The following is a 19,240-nucleotide window of genomic DNA, read 5'->3' as shown; positions in this document are numbered from 1 at the left end:
CCCGGCCTGTCTGGCTCGGGGGCGAGTCGGTGAGGGTGCTCTCAGGAGGCGGGCGAGCCGACGTTCGGCACGCGGCGGCGGCTCCAAGCGGTTTGGATGTGTGCCGCCATGGCTTGCGCGGCCCCCTCGGAGTCCCGGGCCAGCAGTCGCTCGGCGACCGCGCGGTGCTCCTCGTTGGCCTGCTCGCATGCGGTCTCGTCCGGCGTGCCGTTGTACAGGAACGTCGTGCGCGCCTGGGCGTGGAGGATCCGGATGATGGAACGGCCGAGCCTGTTGTGGGATGCCTGCAGGATCCGGTCGTGGAAGGCCACATCGGTCTCGATGAAGAGTGCCGGGACGGTGGTCTCCTCGTCGAGCCGGGCGAGCAGTTGCTCGATGGCTCTCAGGTCGTCGTCGGTGGCCAGCTCCGCGGCCTGGGCTGTCATCTGGGCCTCCAGCGTCGACCGGATGTCCACCAACTGGTCGAGGACGACGAGCTGATCGTCATGCTGGACGGTCGCGGCGAGCACTACGGGGTCGAGGAGGTTCCATTCCTCGGGCGGAGTGACGGTGGTGCCGTAGCCCTGCCGGGCCTGGACCAGCCCCTTGGCCTCCAGGGACTTGACCGCCTCGCGGATGGTGATCCGGCTGACGCCGAACGTCTCGCAGAGCTCGGGCTCCACCGGCAGGGTCGACCCTGGGGAAATGGCGCCCGACACGATCGTGTCGGTCAGGCTCTCCATGACGGCCTGCGCCAGTCGGGCCGGACGCTTGGGCCAGGGCTTGAGAACAGGAGGCTCTCCTGTCCTGCCTGTGCTGTCCTTGGCCATGCGGGTCCCCCTTTGCTGATGCGGATGGCGGCGAGTCTACTGCGCGGAACTTCTTGACAGCATTCGTATGACGACTTACGTTACACGAAAATTTCTCAGCGGTACTTTCCCGTGCAAGGGGTGCAAGCCGTGCGCATTGCCGAAGTCGAGTGCCATCGGGTCCGGGTGCCGGGAGTCAGTCCGCCGTTCGTCTGGCGGGACGGACTCCTGGGCAGCCCTTCCGAGGGTGAGGCCGCGGTGCTGCGCATCTGCACGGACGAAGGGGTCGAGGGGGTGGCGATGTCCCCTCGGCGGGGCAGTGGGGTCATCCTGGCGGACCTGCTGGACCGCGTACTGCGCAAGGAGCTGGTGGGGCAGGACCCCCTGCAGCGCGAATGGCTCTGGCACCGCATGTGGGAGCTGGACCGCACGGAGGAGCTACCGCTCTATCTGCTGGGTCTGGTCGACACCGCGCTCTGGGACCTGGCCGGACGACTCGCCGACCGGCCCACCTGGCAGATGCTCGGCGGTTACCGCACCTCGATACCCGCGTATGCCTCCACTGTCACCTACTCCTCGGTCGAGGAGTACCTGGACATCGCCGACCAGGCCCTGGAGCTCGGCTACCCGGCCATCAAGCTCCACGCCTGGGGTGACGCCCGCCGCGACGCCCGCCTGTCGGTGGCTCTGCGTGAACATGTGGGGGACGACATCCCGCTGATGTTCGACGGGTCGGCGGGCTTCGACCTCCCCGACGCGATCTATCTCGGGCGCGCTCTCTCGGACGCCGACTACCTCTGGTACGAGGAGCCGATGAGGGAGTTCAGTGTCACTGCGTACAAACGTCTCGCAGACGCGGTGGCCGTTCCCCTCCTCGTGGCCGAGACCTCCGACGGGGCGCACATGAACTCGGCCGACTTCATCCAGGCCGGCGCCGCCACCTTCGGAGTCCGCGCCTCCACCCAGCTGCGCGGCGGCTTCACCGGCGCGATGCGCACCGCCCACCTCGCCGACGCCTTCCGGCTGCGTGCCGAGGTGCATGGGCCGGAGATCCCCAACCGGCACCTGTGCATGGCCATCTCGAACACCACGTACTACGAGTCGCTGGTCATGGGTAATCCCATCAGCCGCGAGAGCGGCATCGACGCCCACGGCCTCGTTCATGCCCCCACCGGTCCGGGCGTCGCCCTTCCGGCGGGGCTGGACTACCCGCCCGCCCTTCAGAGATTTGTCGACGAGGACACCGTCACCCCGCCCCGAGCCTGATGACCGGAGCCCCAGGCCCGACGGCTGTCTCGAACCCCCCGAACGCGGCACCTCTCCCGCTGTGCGCCATTTCCCAAGATCTGAGGTCAGACATGAACGACGACGTTCCGGTTTCCTCCCGCCGCCGGCTCAGGCGCACGGCCGTCGCCGTCCTGGGCGCCGTCTCCCTGCTCGCTCTCGCCGCCTGCGGCAGCGCGGACCCCACACCCACGGCGACTTCCTCCCCCGACGCGTTCAAACCCGTCGCGCAGAAGGAAGGCAGCGAGATCACGGTCTGGGCGGACGCCACCCGCGTTCCTGGCGTGCAGGCGTACCAGAAGGCGCACCCGAACGTGAAGATCAAGGTCGTCACCTACAGCGGGGACGCCAACGGCGCCAATGATCTGCAGACCAAGGTCCAGCTGTTCGATCGCACCGGCAGCGGCTGGCCCGACGTCGCCTTCAGCGCCAACGTCAACGACGGCACCTGGGCCTCCCAGGGCAAGACGCCCTACGCCGCCCCCGTCAACCGGGACATCATCCCGAAGACCACCCTCGACGGCTTCTCCGACGGCGCCCTGGACCCCTGCGTCTTCAACGGCAACACCTACTGCGTGCGCAACGACCTGGCCCAGAACGTGCTCTGGTACAACAAGAAGCTCATGGACAAGTTCGGGTACGAGGTCCCGGCCACCTGGGAGGAGTACCAGGCACTCGGCGAGAAGGTCGCCAAGGAGCACCCCGGCTACCTGGTCGGAACCGCCGGGGACGCCTGGACTCCTGAGGTGTACTTCTGGGCGAGCCAGTGCACGGCCAGCACCACCACCGGCGCCAAGAAGGTGAAGGTGGATCTGCAGGACGCCAAGTGCACCCGGATGGCCAAGCTGCTCGACAGCCTGATCGCCAAGGGCTCGGTCTCCAAGGACACCGTTTTCAGTGCCGGCTTCATCAAGAACCAGGCGAGCAAGGTCCTGATGCTCCCCGGCCCCTCCTGGTTCGGCCAGGTGCTCTTCAACTCCACGTTCAAGATCCCCAAGGGGCAGATCGCCGCCGCCGCACCGCTGAAGTTCGAGGGCGATGCCAAGAATTACACCGGCAACGTCGGCGGCGGACTGTGGTTCGTCTCCTCCCACAGCAAGAACCTCAAGGCGGCCGCCGACCTGGTCACCTGGATGACAACCTCCGACGCCTACCAGGGCACCGCGGGCACCTACCCCGCGTACAAGAAGGCCGCGACCACCTGGCTCGCCAACCAGAAGAAGACCGGCTACTTCGCCGAGGACGTCAGCCCCGTCTTCGAGGAAGCCGCTGAACTGATCTGGCCCGGCTGGTCCGCCACCCAGTACAGCCAGGAAGCGATCTACTCCTCCACCGTGGTCCCGGCCCTGAACTCCGGCAAGACCATCACCGACACCTTGGGTACCTGGCAGACGGCCATCACCAACAAGGCCAAGTCCCTCGGATACACCGTCAACTAGCGAAGCGGACCGATGACCACCCACCTCGAAACGGAGCCGAGCGGCCGCCGCGGCGGCCGCTCGGCCCGCAACCCGGTCGGACGCGCCGGTTACGTCTTCGTCTCCGGCTATGTCCTCCTCCTACTCGCCTTCGGCGTCCTGCCCACCGGTTACGCGGTGTGGCTGGCGCTGTCCAACTCCCGCAACCAGCTGGTCGGACTCGGCAACTTCACCCGGACGTTCGCCGACTACCGTTTCGGACCGGCCTTCCTCCACATCGGCCTGTACCTGGTGGTCTGGCTGGCCAGCCTGATGATTCTGGTGGTGTTGCTCTCCCTGATGCTGCACGGCCGCATGCGCAGGGCCTCCACCACCCTGCGGTTCCTGTTCTACCTGCCGGGAGCCCTCGCCGGGGTGGCGAGCGTCCTGCTCTTCCTGATCCTCCTCGACCCGGCTGCCAGTCCCGTCGGCTGGCTGCTGAAGAGCTTCGGCTGGAACACCCTCGCCCAGGTCAACGCCCCCGGTCACCTGCCGGTGCTCTTCACCGTCATCGCCTTCTGGACCGGGGCCGGCGGCTGGATCGTGGTCATGTACGGCGCGCTCAACAGCATCCCCGACGAAATCCTGGAGGCCGCTCGCATCGACGGCGCCAGTACGCTCCAGATCGCCCTGCGCATCCAGATCCCGATGATCACCAAGTGGATCGCGTACATGCTGATCCTGGCCTTCGCGGCCGGCACCCAGCTCTTCGTCGAGCCGCAACTGGTCTCCCTCGCCAGCTGGGGCATGATCCCCGACAGCTGGTCACCGAACCAGCTCTCCTATCAGTACGCCTTCCAGGCAGGCGACTTCAACGGCGCGGCGGCGCTCTCCGTCGACCTCCTCATCCTGGGCCTCGCCTGCGCGGCGCTCGTCGTCTTCCGTACCGGCCTGTTCGACAGGGACGAAGGATGACCACCGCTCACACGACCACAGCCCGCCGAACCCGGCCGCCCCGTACCGCCGGCGCCCGCACCAGCCCGAGGAAGCCCATGCGCCGGAAGCGCCGCCCAAGCTCACTGGCCGCCCGGCTGGTCTGGCTCATCGTCATGGGCCTGTCCACGCTGTTCTTCTGCGTGCCAGTGGTGTGGCTCCTGCTGGCCCCTACCAAGACCGACAGCCAGATCGTGCGGGACAGCCCGTTCTCCTTCGGCTCTCTCGGCGCGATCGCCGACACCTGGCAGCACCTCTACGCGTTCCAGGACGGCGCCATCCTCACCTGGCTGCTGAACTCGGCGCTCTACACGTTCGGCGCGCTGGCCTTGACCCTGGTGACGTCGATCCCCGCCGGGTACGCGCTGGCTCTCACCCAGTTCATCGGGCGGCGGATGCTGCTGACCGTCACCATGCTCGTGATGCTCATGCCGACGGCCGCGATGGTGCTGCCCCTGTACCTGGGGATGAACGCCGTGCACCTGGACGGCACGATCTGGTCGGTCATCCTGCCCTTCTCCTTCTTCCCGTTCGGGGTCTACCTCACCTACATCTACTTCTCCTCCAACGTCCCCTCAGACCTGCTGGCCGCGGCGCGCATCGACGGCTGCTCGGAGTGGCAGGTCTTCCGTCTCATCGCGATGCCGCTGGCCAAGCCCGTGATCGCCCTGGTCGGCTTCTTCAACTTCGTCGGCAACTGGAACAACTTCTTCCTGCCGTTCGTGATGCTGCCCGACAGCTCCCAATACCCGGCGCAGGTGGGACTGAACAACCTGCTCGCCGCCTCGCCGCTGTTCAACACCGCCAGCGGCACCGGAAACCAGATCATGCGGCCCGAACTGGCCCTGGCCACCCTGGTCACCATCGTCCCTGTTCTGATCGTGTTCCTCTTCTCCCAACGCGCTCTCGTGTCCGGCATGCTCGCCGGCGCGACAAAGGAGTGAGGCGGCAGCCGCCCCCTCGGCGCCGGCGCCGTACTCAACCGGCGCTCCCTGACCTCGGCGTCGTCCCAAGACCCACGCCGTGCGGACAGCCACGCCAGTGCGTCACCAGGCAGGCCCATGGCGGGCTGTCCGGCAACGCCGCCCACACTCACGGAAGGACCCCGATGAAACGCGTTGCCCAGACGATCCGCTTGCGGCCCGAGCACCGTGACGCGTATCTGCGTCTGCACTCCGCGGTCTGGCCGGGCGTCGAAGCCGCGCTGCGAGCCGCGAACATCCGCAACTACAGCATCTTTCTGCGCGAGGACACGCTGTTCGGCTACTTCGAGTACCACGGCGACGATTTCGAGGCCGACATGGCCGCGATCGGCGCCGACGCGGCCACCCAAGCCTGGTGGAAGCTCACCGGACCGTCCTGACCGAGATCTGGCATCTGACCCCCTCGGCGACAGCCACCTGACAACACCCATGTCAAGGAGACGCCCAGTGAGACTTCAACGAGTCGGCGCACCCGGCGAGGAGCGGCCCGCCGTCCGCACCGAGGAGGGCCGACCGCTGGATCTGTCCTCCGTGACCTCCGACATCGACACCTCGGACGGTGTCGACCGGGCCCCCTTGAGCAAGTTGACCAGCATGAGCGGCCTGTCAGGGCTCAAGGCCGTCGTCACCGGCGGCGCGTCCGGCATCGGGCTGGCCACGTCCCGGATGCTGGCCGGGCACGGCGCCACGGTGGCCGTCCTCGACCTCGACCCCTCCGGCGTCCCCGAGCCGCTGATCGCCATCAAGGCCGACCTTGCCGACGACGCCTCGGTACGCGCCGTCGTGGAGGCCGCTGCCGGGCAGCTCGGCGGCCTGGACATCCTGGTCAACAACGCGGGCATCGGCGCCGTCGGTACCGTCGAGGACAACCCGGACGAGGAGTGGCACCGCGTCCTCGATGTCAACGTCCTAGGGACGGTGCGCACCATCCGGGCCGCCCTGCCGTATCTGCGGCGCTCGTCACACGCGGCGGTCGTCAACACATGTTCCATCGCGGCCACCGCGGGCCTTCCTCAGCGCGCCCTGTACTCCGCGAGCAAGGGCGCGGTGCTGTCGCTGACCCTGGCGATGGCCGCGGACCACGTCCGTGAGGGCATCCGCGTCAACTGCGTCAACCCCGGCACCGCCGACACACCCTGGGTGACCCGGCTCCTGGACGCCGCAGACGACCCGAAAACGGAACGCGCCGCCCTCGACGCACGCCAGCCCCTGGGCCGCCTGGTCACCGCTGACGAGGTGGCGGCGGCCGTGGTCTACCTGGCGAGCCCCGCCGCGGCGTCCGTCACCGGCATCGCCCTCGCCGTCGACGGCGGCATGCAAGGGCTCCGGCTGCGCCCGGCGGTCGGCTCATGAGAGCGACCACGCTGGGCGCCACCGGTGTCAGGGTCACCGAGCTGTCGTTCGGGGCAGCCGCCATCGGCAACCTCTTCCGCCCGGTCACCGACGAGGCCGCGTTCGCCACGGTGGAGGCGGCCTGGGACGCGGGCATACGCACCTTCGACACCGCCCCGCACTACGGACTCGGGCTGTCCGAACGACGCCTGGGCGCCGCGCTGCGCGGACACGACCGCGACACGTACACCGTCTCCACCAAGGTCGGACGTCTGCTCGAACCCAACCCCGAAGGCGGCCGCGGCGACGATCTCGCCCACGGCTTCGCCGTGCCCGACACCCACCGGCGAGTCTGGGACTTCAGCCGCGACGGAGTCCTGCGCTCCCTGGAAGCGAGCCTGGACCGCCTCGGCCTGGACCATGTGGACATCGCCTTGCTGCACGACCCGGACCACCACGCCGAGAAGGCTCTCACCAAGGCATACCCAGCGCTGGAACTGCTGCGAGGTGAAGGTGTCATCAAGGCGATCGGCATCGGAGTGAACCAGTGCGCGCTCCCCGCCCGCTTCCTGCGCGAGACCGACATCGACGTGGTGCTGCTCGCCGGCCGCTACACCCTGCTGGAGCAGGAGGGGCTTGCTGAAGTACTGCCGGAGGCCGCCGCCCGCGGCAGGAGTGTCATCGTCGGCGGGGTGTTCAACTCGGGTCTGCTCACCGACCCGAAACCCGGGGCCATGTACGACTACGCGCCTGTCCCGGTAGACGTGCTGGACCGGGCGGAGCGCATGAAGGCGGTCACCGAACGCCACGGCATACCGCTGCGCGCAGCCGCTCTGCGCTTCCCCCTCGGCCATCCGGCGGTCGCGAGCGTACTGTCCGGAGCTCGTTCCGCCGAGGAGGTCCGCGACACAGTGGACCAGCTACGGCGAACGATGCCGGCCGCGGTCTGGGACGGGCTGCGCGCCGAGGGGCTGCTGCCCTCGCACGTCCCCGTCCCTGCTGCCATGCCGGTCGACGAAGCCGATCGGCCGAAGGAGGAGTCGTGGCGGTGACCGCCATGGACATGCAGACGAACACGGCTGAGGGCGTCATCGACGCACACCACCACGTGTGGAACCTCTCCCTCCGTGACCAGGACTGGATCACCGGACGGGAACTCGCCCCGCTGCGCCGCGACTTCACGCTCGCCGACCTGGAGCCGGAAGCCCGGGCAGCCGGCGTCACCGCGACGGTCCTGGTCCAGACGATCGATGTACCGGAGGAAACGCCCGAGTTCCTGGCCCTGGCCCAGGACAGCGACCTGGTGGCCGGCGTCGTGGGCTGGACCGACCTGACCTCCCCGGATGTCGCCCGCACGCTCGCGGCGCTGCGGGAGGGGCCGGGTGGCGAGCGCCTGGTAGGCATCCGCCACCAGGTGCAGGGCGAATCCGATCCTCGCTGGCTGGTGCGGCCGGACGTGCTGCGCGGGCTCGCCGCAGTGGCCGAGGCAGGGCTCGTGTACGACCTGGTCGTCAGACCCCACCAGCTCGCGGCCGCCCACGAGACCGCCCGACTGCTTCCCGGCCTCACCTTCGTACTCGATCATGCGGGCAAACCCCCCATCGCCTCGCGCGAGCTACGGCCATGGGCGGACGCGGTGCGCCTGCTGGCCTCGCTGCCCAACACCGTCTGCAAACTCTCCGGCATGGTGACCGAGGCGGACTGGGGCCGGTGGAGCGCCGAGGACCTCCGGCCGTACGCGGACACAGTGCTGGACGCCTTCGGACCGCGGCGGCTGATGTTCGGCTCCGACTGGCCCGTCTGCCGACTGGCCGCCACCTACGCCGAAGTCGTTGCCGCCGCACAGGAGTTGACGGCAGCACTCCATCCTGCCGAACGCCGAGAGGTCTTCACCGGAACCGCCCTGCGGACCTACGGACTGACCGTCACCGGCTCCCCGGTTCCTGAGGAAGCACCATGCACGTAGCTTGCTGGAACGGCTCGGCCACACCGTGGAGTTCCCGCAGGGCCAGAACTGCTGCGGTCAGATGCACTTCAACACCGGCTACCGCCCAGAGACCCTGCCCATGGTGTTTCGCGGAGGTCTTCGCGGGTTACGACGCCGTGGTCACCCATTCAGGAACGCGGACGCGTCCAACGCCATGCTGGCCGACGAGATGCGCCATGTCCTGGATACCGGGCGCCGAGTACCTCTGCGCAGGCGACAACTCCTGCCTGGCCCACATCGGCGGCGGTCTGTCCCGGATGCGTACCGGCGTCGGCACAATGCACCTGGCCGAAATCCTGGCCTCCCCGGAAAGGGACGTACGGTGAGCGGCGCCGACAACGTCGTATGGCTGGGCACCCCGGCCATCCCGAGGCGGCGCGCGCCGCGCTCGCCGACACCCGGCTGCGCGAACCTGCGCCGGGCCACCGGCACCATCCGGGACAGGCGGCTGGCGCTCGTCGCCAAAGCTGGGAGGACCTGCGGGAGACGGCGGTGGCCGTCAAGCAACGCGCCTGCGTCACCTCGACCGCCCTCTCCTGCGGCTGGAAGAGACGGTGACCGAGTGTGCTCCCACTGCTCATCAACGGATTGCGCGCCCAGGTCGCTCCGGCACCGTGACCAACGCATACCGGTTTCACCGACACCGACACCGACACCGCCAACGGCGACCGCACCTGGCCAGGTGGCTTCCGGCCTGCCTCGAGCGATGCCATGTCCCGCGACGCGCCCCTCTTCCAGGCGACATTGGTGCGAACCGGCCAGGGGCACCTGGCAGCGGGAAGACCTGACCTGCACGTTTACCTCTCAGCGCCGAGGCGGTTACGCCTTCCACGACAGCCCGGTCGCCAACCTCGGGCGGTCACCTGCCACTTGGCACCTGCCCAGCCGGCAGGTTCAAGCGGAGCACCGTTTCGCAGCCACGTTGCCCATCCGTTCGTGCCCCGGCACCCAGGCCGACGTCGACTGCCACCTGGCATGTCGTCATCGCGATCAACGCCACCGATCCTCAGGAGTGGGCCATGCCCTCATCAAGAATGTCTCGCCGTACGTTTCTCGGCGCCGCAGGTGCGGCGACCGCCGCGACCGCCCTGCCGGTCTTCCCCGGCTTCTCCGGCCTTCTGTCACAGGCGACCGCCGCGGACACACAGACCAACCTGAGCAAGATGGTCGACATGCGTTTCGGCATGTTCAACCACTTCAGCATGGGCACGTTCACGAACCAGGAGTGGGCCGAACCCAACCAGAGCCCCGCCCTTTTCGCTCCCCCGAGCGTCGACTGCGCGCAGTGGGCCGACGCGGCGGCCGCCGCGAAGATGAGCTACGGCATCCTGACCACCAAGCACCATGACGGCTTCGCCCTGTGGCCGAGCGCGTACGGCACCCAGAACGTCGCGAACAGCTCCTACAAGCAGGACGTGGTCCGGGCGTACTGCGACGCCTTCCGGGCCAAGGGGCTGAAGGTCGGGTTCTACTACTCGATCTGGGACCGCACCTTCGGCGTCGAGGCATGGGAGAGCCGGCACAAGGTGACCGGGCTCGAGATCACCGATGCCATCCAGCCCGGCGACATGACCTTCATCCTCGGTCAGATCACCGAGTTGCTGACCAACTACGGCACCATCGACATGTTCATGACCGACGGCTACGCATGGCAGATGGGGCAGCAGGCCGTCTCCTACCAGAGGATCCGTTCGCTGGTGAAGCAGCTGCAGCCGGACTGCGTCATGATCGACATCGGCGGGCTGTCGGAGCCCTTCCTCAGCGACGCGATCTTCTTCGAGGAGCCGTTGGGCGTCACGGCGCCGGCGGGCAACACCTACGCCGGTATGCAGGGACAGACCATCAGTAACGGCTGGTTCTGGCACCCCTCCACCCCGACCGAGGGCCTCATGAGCAAGTCCGCGATCCTCTCGCACCTGGCCGACCTGGAACCGAAGTACACCTCGTTCATCCTCAATTGCCCGCCCAACCGCAACGGCCTGCTGGACACCAACATCGTCAACCGGCTCGCCGAGGTCGGCGCGGCCTGGAGCCCCGACGCCTCCAGGCCGCCGCTGCCCACCCAGCTGCTGCGCGCCGAGCACCCCCTCACACCGATCAACGCGTATGCGACCGCCTTCCACACCGGCGAGGGGCCGCTCAACGCCATCGACGGACTCAGCGACGTCCGCTACGAGACCTGCTGGTCGACATGGAGCCTGTCGCTGCCGCAGTCCATCACCATCGACCTGGGCGGCGTGTGGAGCAACGTCTCCACCCTGGAGTACCTGCCCAAGCAGTGGAACCGCACCAACTCCACCGACGGCGACATCACCTCCTACACCATCTCCACCAGCACAGACGGGGTCACCTTCACCCAGGTTGCCACCGGCACCTGGGCCGGCAACCACAAGACCAAGCTGGTCGAGTGGTCCGCCCGGAACGTGGGCTTCGTACGGATCCAGGTCAACGCGGCCACCGGCGGCTACGCCAACATCGGCGGCGTCAGGATCGGCGGCCGGACGGCCAAGCCTGCGCTGGTGTCCAGCACCCTGCCCGGCGACGGCACCGTCTACCGGCTGGTCGCCCGGCACAGCGGCAAGGTCGCCGACGTGGAGGGCGCGGGCACCGCCAACGGCACCAACGTCCTGCAGTGGCCGTGGCTCAACCGGGCGAACCAGAAGTGGACGTTCAGCAGCACCGGTGACGGCTACTACAAGATCAAGGGTGTGGGCAGCGGCAAGCTCCTGGAGGTCGCGGATCTCTCCCGCGCGGACGGCGGCAACGTCGGCATCTGGTCAGACGCCGGCGCCCCCCAGCAGCACTGGGCCGTCACGCCCACCGGTGACGGAAACTACTTCCTCATCAACCGCTACAGCGGGCTGTCCCTCGGCGGCGACGAGGGCAGCACCGCTGACGGGGCCAACGTCGAGCAGCAGCCGTACGCGTCACAGACGCGGCAGCAGTGGCAGATCATCCCGTCCTGACCTGCCCTTCGCCCCGCTCCTCCTCTACAGGCTGCTGTAGAGGAGGAACGGCGACGGTCGTCTGCGTCCGTGGTCGACGCCGTTACGCCGGACGCGGTGCCCTACGACCGCGGCATCGTCTCGTTGACGTCGATGGACCACCCCCGGGGCGCGTTCGTCGCCGAGAGTGATCAATCCTTCAAGCTGCGCTACGAGTTACGCCAGACCGTGCCGCGGCGCTGGTACTCCAATACGGTCTCGATCTGGTTGGCGAACTGCGCGCCGAGGAACCGCTCGACCAGCCAGACCGCGGCATCCAGGCCGGAGGTGATGCCACCGCACGTGACGAGGTCACCGTCATCGACCACGCGCGCGTTGACCACCTTCGCGCCCTGTGCGGCGAGTGCGGCCTTGCTGTCCGAGTGGGTGGTGGCCGGCCTGCCGCGGGTGAATCCGGCTGCCGACAAGGCCATCACGCCCGTGCAGGGGCGCGCCCCTCGCCACCAGCGCGGACGCCTGCAGGAAAGTACGGCGTTCCATGGACTACCTCCCAGTGAGAGTTCTCTCCTCACTGGTCGGCTCGGCCCCACCGGAAGTTCCCGGCGCTGCTGTGGACGGTTTACCGGCGTGGCGCCCCGGCCGCGACGGCATTGCGGACAATCCGGGGACGGCCACACCCTCGTCAACCGCGCCTCCATGCGCCTGCATGCGCCTGCATGCGCCTCATCGGCGAGGAGACGCTAGCTGATCTGCCACGTCACGCCGGCGATGTCGTCGGCGAACATGTCGGCGACCCCGGCGAAGTCCTCGGCGGACACCGCGTCAACGTAGCGGTTGGCGACGGCAAGCGTGGTGGTGGGCTCCACGATCGATTCTCCTCGGCCGAGCTCGGTCGAGTACTGCCTGCTGGGGCCCTACACTCACCACCGGTAACCGGCCACCGGTATCCAGTCGCCTCCACGTAACCAATGAGGGGATGTCACGCATGCCACAACTGCCGGCCTTCGACGTCATGACGGCGACCTGCCCGTCCCGCACCTCACTCGCTCGTGTCGCCAACAAGTGGACGGCCATGGTGGTCATCGCCCTCAGTGCCGACCGCATGCGCTTCCGCGACCTGCGTGCCACCGTCGACGGCATCAGCTCCAAGGTCCTCACCGAGACCCTCCGAGACCTGGAACGGGATGGAATCGTCACCCGGCACGTGTACGCCGAGGTGCCACCCAGGGTCGAATACGAGCTGACCGCACTGGGTCGCACCCTGCACGCCCCGATTCAGGCATTGGGCAGTTGGGCCGAGGACCACATCTCCGAAGTACTCGCGGCCCGCGAGAGCTACGACGCCCGCCAGTGTCCGTGACCGGTCACCAGAGGTGAACATTCGGCGTCAGGAGGACCTCGCCTCGGCACTGGATGTCCGCCGCTCTCACCGGCGAGCGGAACGTCGTGAAGGTGCACCCGACGGTGCGGGAGGCGCCCTGAACTCGCGCCGGAGCCGCCCGGAGTCGAGGGATCCTGCCGTCGGTCGCCTGGTAACCCACGCAACAAGCCGTCCGGCACGATACTGCAGTGCCGGACGGATTCCGCCTGGGAAGGATGCGGGCGGCCTACTGTCCCCAGAAGGCGTCCTCGGCCGCCTGGTCGCCGGAGAACAGCCACATCTCGACGATCTTGCCGTCCTTGAGGCGCAGGACATCCACACCGTCCATGCTCATGGAGGCGTCCTCGCGTCGGCCGGCGAAGTGGATCGAGGTGGCCACCATGTCGCCGTTGCCCATCACAGCGTGGATCGTGTCGATGGCGAAGGAGCCCTGGCTGGCCTCCATCATCCCGCCGAGCATCGCGAAGACGGCGTCGCGCCCCTTGTGCTCACCGGAGAACCGGTTGGCGCCCGGCTGGTGCCAGACGATCCCCTCGTCCAGAAGCTCGCCCACCTTGGGAAAGTCACCCGTGCGCACGGCCTGGAAGTACTCACTCGCGATGTCGACGTTCTTGCTGCTCATGACAACACTCCTTATGCCCCTGGCATAGAGGCGGTACGACTTGCTGTTACAGGGTGGATGCGAGGCGCGACATACGCGACTCGGAATGGATCGATGACGCCCGGTCAGGTTTTGGCGGGCCCGTTCTCAGGCATTGCCCCAGAACTCGTCCTCGCCCTGCTGGCCGGCCGAGAAGAGCCACACCTCCGCGATGCGCTCGCCCTCGATCCGCAGCAGGTCGACGCCGTTCATTCCCATCACCACGCCGTCTCGCTCGGCCGAGAAGTGGACGGATACCGCGACCAGCGAGCCGTTCGCCATGGGCTCGGTGGTCGGCTCAAGTGCGAACGTCCCTTCGGTGACCGTCATCATGCCGCCGAACATCTCGCCGATCGCGGCCATGCCGCGATGCGAACCGGAGAAGCGGTTGTCGCCCGGCTGGTGCCACACGATGTCGTCGGCGAACAAGCCCGTGACTGTGGCGAAGTCCTTGGCGGAGACCGCGTCGGCGTACTGCCGGGCAATCCTGAGCGCGGCGGTGGAACCCATGGCCGGCCCCTCTCCTTCAGTGCGTTCGTCCTGCTGCACCGCCATACTCACCCTCGGTGACCAGGCACCTCAACGTAACCAATGGACCGACGTGTCGCACATCACACATCGCCTCGGTGTTGCCCTGGGTTGCGCGGCACCGGCGTTCACGGCCCTGCTGTCGCGCGACGCAAATACCCCCTCTCGGACGGCGTTTTCCGGCTGCCGGGAAGTCGCGGTTGGCGCCTCCACCGGAACTCACTCGTGAAAGCCCCTGTCGGCAGCCGCCGGCGGGTAGCAGAACGCGAAGAGAGTGATCCGAAGCCATGATGCAGACCGTGGCGACCAGTGGCCTTGAGAGGGGGCCGGGTGGTCCTGCGTGCACCTGCCCGGCCCCAATGCCGTCGGGCAGGTGCTATGCCACTCCGATGTCGGTCAGCCACTGGATCGCGGTCCGGGGAGTGATGCCCAGCAGTTTCTGGGCGGAGCGCTCGGGCGTGATCGAGCGGTCCGGCAACGCTCCCATGGCCTTGTAGCTGTCCGCGACGTCCGCGGCGGGGCCCTCCCCGATCAGGGGCGCGGCGGATGCGCGGAAGGCGTCGGGGGTGATCGCCTCATAGACCGCGTCCCGCCCGAGTCGGGCGCTGAACGCCTCGGCCAGGTCCTGTCCGGTGATGGCCGGGTACTGCCCGACGGAGACCACACCGGTGACATCCTGGCGCTTGAACAGCGCGGCGGCGACGTCGGCGATGTCCAGGTGGGAGGCCCACGAGACACGGAAGCCGTCGGGCAGCGGATAGCGCAGCACGCCCTGCTCGCGGACCGCGCCGATCACGTGTGGCATGAGGAGGTTCTCGAAGAACAGCCGAGGCTCGGTCACCGCATAGGACACTCCGCTGCCCGCCAGCCCGTCGGCCAGCGTCGCGACCGCGCTCTCGGCCGTGCCGTCCTGATAGCCGTTACCAGGGTCATCGAGGACGAAGCCACTGGTGGAGAACACCACGTGGTCCGGCTGGGCCGCGCGGCTGCGGCGACGACATTGCGTGCACAGGCCCGGCGATCCTCTTCCGCGACTATCGGCAGGTGGATGAACACCCCCTCGGCGTCACGGTAGACCTCGGTCAGATTTTCGACGGAGGAGTAGTCGGCAGCCACCACGCGCGCGCCGGCGACGGTGGCCTCCGCATTGCGGGTCAGGGCCACGACGGACTTGTCCGCAGCAGCGAGGGCGGTGACGACAGGAGCACCCTGAGCGCCGGTGGCGCCATGAATTACGTAGGTCATGCGCCTATTGGTGCACAGGGTGCACCGGTTACATCAACTGCACTAATGGGATAGTCTCGAAAAATGAACAAGGTCTGTGAGCACGGTTGTGGGGTCGCCCGCTTCCTCACCCTGCTCAACGGTCCGTGGGCCACGCTGATCGTGCGGGAACTCCTCCTTGGCTCCAGGCGGTTCACCGAGTTGCGCGACGCCCTGCCCGGCATCAGCCCGCACACGCTTACCAGCCGCCTGCGCCAGTTCGAGCAGTACGGCATCGTCATCCGCACCGCGTACGCAGAGATCCCGCCACGCGTCGAGTACCGCCTCACCCCACTCGGCGAGGGACTGCGCGAAGTTCTCGAAGCCATGGCCACCTGGGCGCTGTCGATCCCGGATCCGGCTCCTGACGCGGCGTCGTGAGACGGGATGACAGAAAAGGAAGTCAGCGCAGGGTCTCGTAAGGCTCGCGGGCGGCGAATACCTCCGGAATGTTCTCCTCGGCCCAGTGGGTGCAGCGTTGTGTGCAGTATGCGTCCCACCCGCGGTCAGGTAGGCGAAGCTGTCTTCTGGTGCCCATGTGGTCCAGGTCGGGAGCGTTTGAACCGAGTTGGGATCTTGCCGTCCAGGCGCGTCAACGCTGTTGGTGAACCGCTCCGGGTCTGATGGAGGCTCGATTCCCTGAGAGGATCGAGTCATGGCACGTCCGTCCCCCTACCCTTCCGAGCTTCGTGAGCGTGCGGTGCGCATGGTCGCGGAGATCCGCCCCAACTACCCGACGGAGTGGGCCGCGATGAAGGCGGTCGCCGCGAAGCTGGGCATCGGTGCCGCTGAGACGGTGCGAACCTGGGTCCGCAAGGCCGAAGTCGATGCAGGCCAGCGTCCGGGCGTGACCTCGGACGAGGCAGCAGAGATCAAGCGCCTGAAGGCGGAAAACGCCGAACTGCGGCGGGCGAACGAGATCCTCAAGGCGGCATCAGCTTTCTTCGCGGCCGAGCTCGACCGGCCAGCGAAGCGCTCGTAGCGTTCATCGACACACACCGCCAGGTGTTCGGAGTCGAGCCGATCTGCCGAGTCCTGACCAGCCACGGACTGAAGATCGCAACGAGCACCTACTACGCGGCGAAAAGCCGCACCCCCAACACCCGGACAGTCCGCGACGCTGAGCTGAAGACGCAGATCAGCCGCGTCCACAAGGACAACTTCAGCGTCTACGGCGTCCGGAAGGTCTGGCGGCAACTACATCGCGAGGGCATACCGGTGGCCCGCTGCACCGTCGCACGGCTGATGCGCGACCTGGGCCTTGAGGGCGCCCGGCGAGGGAAGAAGATCCGCACCACTGTCCGGGACGACGGCCATGATCGGGCCACCGACCTGCTGCAACGCGACTTCACCGCATCCCGGCCGAACGAGCGATGGGTCGCGGACTTCACCTACGTCGCCACCTGGTCCGGGATCGTCTACGTCGCGTTCGTCGTGGACATCTTCTCCCGGGCGGTCGTCGGCTGGTCCGCCGCCACCAGCAAGCGGGCCAAGCTCGTCCTCGACGCCCTCGACATGGCGTTGTGGCGCCGAGACCGGGCCGCAACTCCCGCTGGCCCGAGGCTGGTTCATCATTCAGACGCCGGCAGTCAGTACACGTCTTTCGCGTTCACCGCACACCTCCCCGAGGCCGGCATCGACGCCTCGATCGGCACCGTCGGCGACGCCCTGGACAATGCGCTCATGGAATCCCAGATCGGCCTCTGCAAAACGGAGCTGATCAAACCCCGCAAGCCCTGGCACGGCCTCGCCGACGTCGAACTCGGCACCGCGGAATGGGTCGACTGGTTCAACAACCAGCGCCTCCACACCGCGATCGGAGACATCCCGCCCCACGAGCACGAAACCAACCACTACGCTCACCACCAGCCCCGACCGGCGGCTGGAGTCAACGCATAGAGCCTCCACCGATCCCGGAGCGGTTCAGGTTCGTTGTCAAACGCCTCGATTGGATGGCAGAGGACAACAGTTGTCCTTTGAGATCGAAGTTAGTCGTGTGCAGCCCCCTGACCTGGGCCGACTAGGTTGGATGTCAACGATTCCTCAGTTACCCGTGCTTGTCCGGTTCGGCGTCGGCGAAGGCGCGGTATCCGCCGAGATCTCGGGCTGGGCGAGGACGTCGCCGCGGTGTACGACTCGGACCGGACCCGGGGCCATCATCGGATGCTGATCCGCCGGCGTAGCGAGGTCGTGTCGGACATTCAGCAAGACCGCCGTCGTCGTCATCACCGCGAAGTCCGCCGGGCGCAAGGTCTTCGGCCTCGCCACCGCAGGCGTCCGTCTTGCTTGACCTCTTGCGCGTCAGTCCGGCAGCCAGTGCTGCTCGTGCGCCAGGGTTTTGGCGACGGCACGGATGCGGCGGTGTAGTGGCGACTGCTCGCGTGGGAGGACCAGGTGGATCGTCAGGCTGGGCGCGCCCCGCAGCGGTCGCCAGGTGAGACCGGCCGGTTGTGCCGTGGCCGCGGCTTCTCCGGCCGGGGCGAGGGTGACCCCGTCGCGCAGGTCGCGCTGAGACATGTCGAAAGAGACTGCGGGCGTGTGGAATCGGGGGTGTGGTCGGGTGTCTCGGAACAGTGCGGACAGCTGATCGTGGATCACGGGGTTGGCCGCACGGTCCGTGAGTCGCAGCGGATACGCGGCCGCGTCGGCGATCTCGATCTCCGGGTGTTCGGCCAGCGGATGGTGCTGCGCCAGCTGGACTCCGACGCGCATACGCCGCAGCAGGAACCGGCGCACGCCACGGCCCGGCTGTTCACCGCGGGTGATACCGGCATCGATGCGGCCGTCGGCGACCGCGGGGGAGATCTCCGGTGTCGCCATCGGGACCGCGCCGACCTCGAGTCCGCTGTTGCCGCGAATCAGCCTGTCCACCAGGGCCGGTGCCGTCTCGGCCCCGGCGCTGAGGCTGTATCCGATGCGCAGCGTGCCCAGTTCACCGGCCGCCGCGCTCCGGGCGGTGTCCCATGCCCGGTCCAGCGCCGCCAGCGCGGGCGGCGCGGACTCCGCCAAAGCCGCACCGGCCGTGGTCAATACGACGCTACGCGTGTTGCGGACCAGCAGGGCCGTACCGAGTTCCGTCTCCAATCGGCGCATCCGGGCGCTGAGTGCGGGCTGTGCGATACCGATCCGTGCGGCCGCGCGGGTGAAGTTCAACTCCTGCGCCAGCACCAGGAAGTACCGCAGGCTCACCGTATCCGGCGCCACGTGCCCTCCCTGCCGGTTGATAACGATCCGTTCTGAGTCTATCCCGTACCAGTCTTTCCCTCGACCGCACATCAAGCCCTAACCTGCGCATATGGCGATTCAGCTGACCGCAGTACCCGTCGCCGGGATCGATCGATCTGAGTTTCGTTTCGAAGTCGGACGTGTCCGGCCGAACACAGGAGGTTTCCATGGCTAAGGGCTACTGGGTCAGTGTCTACCCCGCCATTTCCGATCCTGAGAGGCTGACTGACTACAACGAGCTGGCGGGTCTGGCTGTCCGGGCTGGGGGCGGGTGCGTCCTGTCCAATTTCGGTCGAGTCGTCGCCCACGAGGCCGGAATCACCGAACGCGTCGTTCTGATCGAGTTCGACGGCTTTGAACAGGCGGTCGCGGCATACGAGAGCGAGGCATACCAGAAGGCGCTGGTGGCCCTCCCCGACGGCTTCGAGCGCGACTTCCGCATCGTCGAAGGCATCGACTGACCGGCGGGCCCAGCCATCGCTGGGCATCCGTCA

21 protein-coding genes and 2 pseudogenes are annotated in these 19,240 nt (G+C 67.8%); 15 read left to right on the top strand and 8 right to left on the bottom strand.

Translation table 11 applies throughout. The features are described from left to right. Window positions 1-41: 41 nt before the first annotated feature. The gene (locus tag OG542_RS07445) at window positions 42-809 is read right to left on the bottom strand and encodes a FadR/GntR family transcriptional regulator (protein ID WP_328409272.1); all 768 of its coding nucleotides are present in this window, start codon (window positions 807-809) and stop codon (window positions 42-44) included. Between the two features lie 129 nt (window positions 810-938). On the opposite strand from OG542_RS07445, the gene OG542_RS07440 reads away from it, so the two are divergent. From OG542_RS07440 to OG542_RS07390, 11 genes and pseudogenes are all read left to right on the top strand, one after another. Then, window positions 939-2,054: an enolase C-terminal domain-like protein gene (locus OG542_RS07440; RefSeq protein WP_328409270.1), complete on the top strand. Its 1,116-nt coding sequence runs from the start codon at window positions 939-941 to the stop codon at window positions 2,052-2,054. A gap of 92 nt (window positions 2,055-2,146) precedes the next feature. Further along, the gene (locus OG542_RS07435; protein ID WP_328409268.1) at window positions 2,147-3,511 is read left to right on the top strand and encodes an ABC transporter substrate-binding protein; all 1,365 of its coding nucleotides are present in this window, start codon (window positions 2,147-2,149) and stop codon (window positions 3,509-3,511) included. A gap of 12 nt (window positions 3,512-3,523) precedes the next feature. Further along, window positions 3,524-4,444 carry a carbohydrate ABC transporter permease gene (locus OG542_RS07430; RefSeq protein WP_328409266.1) on the top strand — a complete coding sequence of 307 codons (921 nt, stop codon included), beginning with the start codon at window positions 3,524-3,526 and terminating at the stop codon, window positions 4,442-4,444. Window positions 4,445-4,521: 77 nt separating this feature from the next. Beyond that, complete coding sequence (locus OG542_RS07425; RefSeq protein ID WP_328417817.1) at window positions 4,522-5,406, top strand: carbohydrate ABC transporter permease; 885 nt, start codon at window positions 4,522-4,524, stop codon at window positions 5,404-5,406. A 164-nt stretch (window positions 5,407-5,570) separates the two neighbouring features. Next, window positions 5,571-5,819 (top strand): annotated as a pseudogene (locus tag OG542_RS07420) (L-rhamnose mutarotase); the annotation flags it as partial. Between the two features lie 220 nt (window positions 5,820-6,039). Continuing rightward, window positions 6,040-6,798: an SDR family NAD(P)-dependent oxidoreductase gene (locus tag OG542_RS07415; RefSeq protein WP_328417815.1), complete on the top strand. Its 759-nt coding sequence runs from the start codon at window positions 6,040-6,042 to the stop codon at window positions 6,796-6,798. Continuing rightward, window positions 6,795-7,829 carry an aldo/keto reductase gene (locus tag OG542_RS07410; protein WP_328409264.1) on the top strand — a complete coding sequence of 345 codons (1,035 nt, stop codon included), beginning with the start codon at window positions 6,795-6,797 and terminating at the stop codon, window positions 7,827-7,829. Before OG542_RS07415 ends, OG542_RS07410 begins: the two co-directional genes overlap by 4 nt. An 11-nt stretch (window positions 7,830-7,840) precedes the next feature. After that, window positions 7,841-8,743, top strand: a complete 903-nt coding sequence (locus OG542_RS07405) for an amidohydrolase family protein (RefSeq protein ID WP_328417813.1) — start codon at window positions 7,841-7,843, stop codon at window positions 8,741-8,743. Between the two features lie 197 nt (window positions 8,744-8,940). Beyond that, window positions 8,941-9,090: a hypothetical protein gene (locus OG542_RS07400; RefSeq protein WP_328409262.1), complete on the top strand. Its 150-nt coding sequence runs from the start codon at window positions 8,941-8,943 to the stop codon at window positions 9,088-9,090. A gap of 19 nt (window positions 9,091-9,109) precedes the next feature. Beyond that, the gene (locus OG542_RS07395; RefSeq protein WP_328409260.1) at window positions 9,110-9,322 is read left to right on the top strand and encodes a hypothetical protein; all 213 of its coding nucleotides are present in this window, start codon (window positions 9,110-9,112) and stop codon (window positions 9,320-9,322) included. Window positions 9,323-9,783: 461 nt separating this feature from the next. Beyond that, entirely contained in the window at window positions 9,784-11,730 is a 1,947-nt protein-coding gene (locus tag OG542_RS07390; RefSeq protein WP_328409258.1) for an RICIN domain-containing protein, read from the top strand. Between the two features lie 188 nt (window positions 11,731-11,918). Here OG542_RS07390 and OG542_RS07385 read toward each other — a convergent pair whose 3' ends face one another. Together OG542_RS07385 and OG542_RS07380 are read right to left on the bottom strand one after the other, a co-directional pair. After that, entirely contained in the window at window positions 11,919-12,182 is a 264-nt protein-coding gene (locus OG542_RS07385; protein ID WP_328409256.1) for a DJ-1/PfpI family protein, read from the bottom strand. A gap of 267 nt (window positions 12,183-12,449) precedes the next feature. Further along, window positions 12,450-12,575, bottom strand: a complete 126-nt coding sequence (locus OG542_RS07380) for a hypothetical protein (RefSeq protein ID WP_263973669.1) — start codon at window positions 12,573-12,575, stop codon at window positions 12,450-12,452. 119 nt (window positions 12,576-12,694) lie between these two features. Here OG542_RS07380 and OG542_RS07375 point away from each other — a divergent pair, with 119 nt between their 5' ends. After that, window positions 12,695-13,069 carry a winged helix-turn-helix transcriptional regulator gene (locus OG542_RS07375; protein WP_057617170.1) on the top strand — a complete coding sequence of 125 codons (375 nt, stop codon included), beginning with the start codon at window positions 12,695-12,697 and terminating at the stop codon, window positions 13,067-13,069. Window positions 13,070-13,316: 247 nt separating this feature from the next. On the opposite strand, the gene OG542_RS07370 is transcribed toward OG542_RS07375, so the two are convergent. From OG542_RS07370 to OG542_RS07355, 4 genes and pseudogenes are all read right to left on the bottom strand, one after another. Continuing rightward, window positions 13,317-13,712: a nuclear transport factor 2 family protein gene (locus tag OG542_RS07370; protein WP_328409252.1), complete on the bottom strand. Its 396-nt coding sequence runs from the start codon at window positions 13,710-13,712 to the stop codon at window positions 13,317-13,319. A gap of 126 nt (window positions 13,713-13,838) precedes the next feature. Beyond that, a complete protein-coding gene (locus OG542_RS07365) occupies window positions 13,839-14,240 on the bottom strand; it encodes a nuclear transport factor 2 family protein (protein WP_328409250.1) in 402 nt (133 codons plus the stop codon). Between the two features lie 394 nt (window positions 14,241-14,634). Beyond that, complete coding sequence (locus OG542_RS07360; RefSeq protein WP_328418334.1) at window positions 14,635-15,219, bottom strand: Rossmann-fold NAD(P)-binding domain-containing protein; 585 nt, start codon at window positions 15,217-15,219, stop codon at window positions 14,635-14,637. 77 nt (window positions 15,220-15,296) lie between these two features. Continuing rightward, window positions 15,297-15,503: pseudogene (locus OG542_RS07355) on the bottom strand (NmrA family NAD(P)-binding protein); the annotation flags it as partial. A 63-nt stretch (window positions 15,504-15,566) separates the two neighbouring features. On the opposite strand from OG542_RS07355, the gene OG542_RS07350 reads away from it, so the two are divergent. Beyond that, entirely contained in the window at window positions 15,567-15,902 is a 336-nt protein-coding gene (locus OG542_RS07350) for a winged helix-turn-helix transcriptional regulator (RefSeq protein ID WP_328409248.1), read from the top strand. Between the two features lie 274 nt (window positions 15,903-16,176). Next, window positions 16,177-17,420 (top strand): IS3 family transposase gene (locus OG542_RS07345; protein ID WP_328409247.1). Its coding sequence is split into 2 segments (ribosomal slippage): window positions 16,177-16,459 and window positions 16,459-17,420, totalling 1,245 coding nucleotides; the frame shifts between segments, so codons are not numbered across the junction. 402 nt (window positions 17,421-17,822) lie between these two features. Here the strand turns inward: OG542_RS07345 and OG542_RS07340 are convergent. Beyond that, window positions 17,823-18,725 (bottom strand): LysR family transcriptional regulator, encoded by a 903-nt coding sequence (locus OG542_RS07340; protein ID WP_328409245.1) that lies wholly within the window; start codon window positions 18,723-18,725, stop codon window positions 17,823-17,825. A gap of 188 nt (window positions 18,726-18,913) precedes the next feature. On the opposite strand from OG542_RS07340, the gene OG542_RS07335 reads away from it, so the two are divergent. Beyond that, on the top strand, window positions 18,914-19,207 hold the full coding sequence (locus tag OG542_RS07335; RefSeq protein ID WP_327743295.1) for a DUF1330 domain-containing protein: 294 nt from the start codon (window positions 18,914-18,916) through the stop codon (window positions 19,205-19,207). Window positions 19,208-19,240 lie beyond the last annotated feature (33 nt).

The sequence above is a fragment of the Streptomyces violaceus genome (genome assembly GCF_036014075.1).
In the GTDB taxonomy this organism is placed as follows: Bacteria; Actinomycetota; Actinomycetes; order Streptomycetales; family Streptomycetaceae; genus Streptomyces; species Streptomyces violaceus.
The sequence above is the reverse complement of the archived record's forward strand: the minus strand, read 5'-3'. Positions and strand labels throughout refer to the sequence as shown.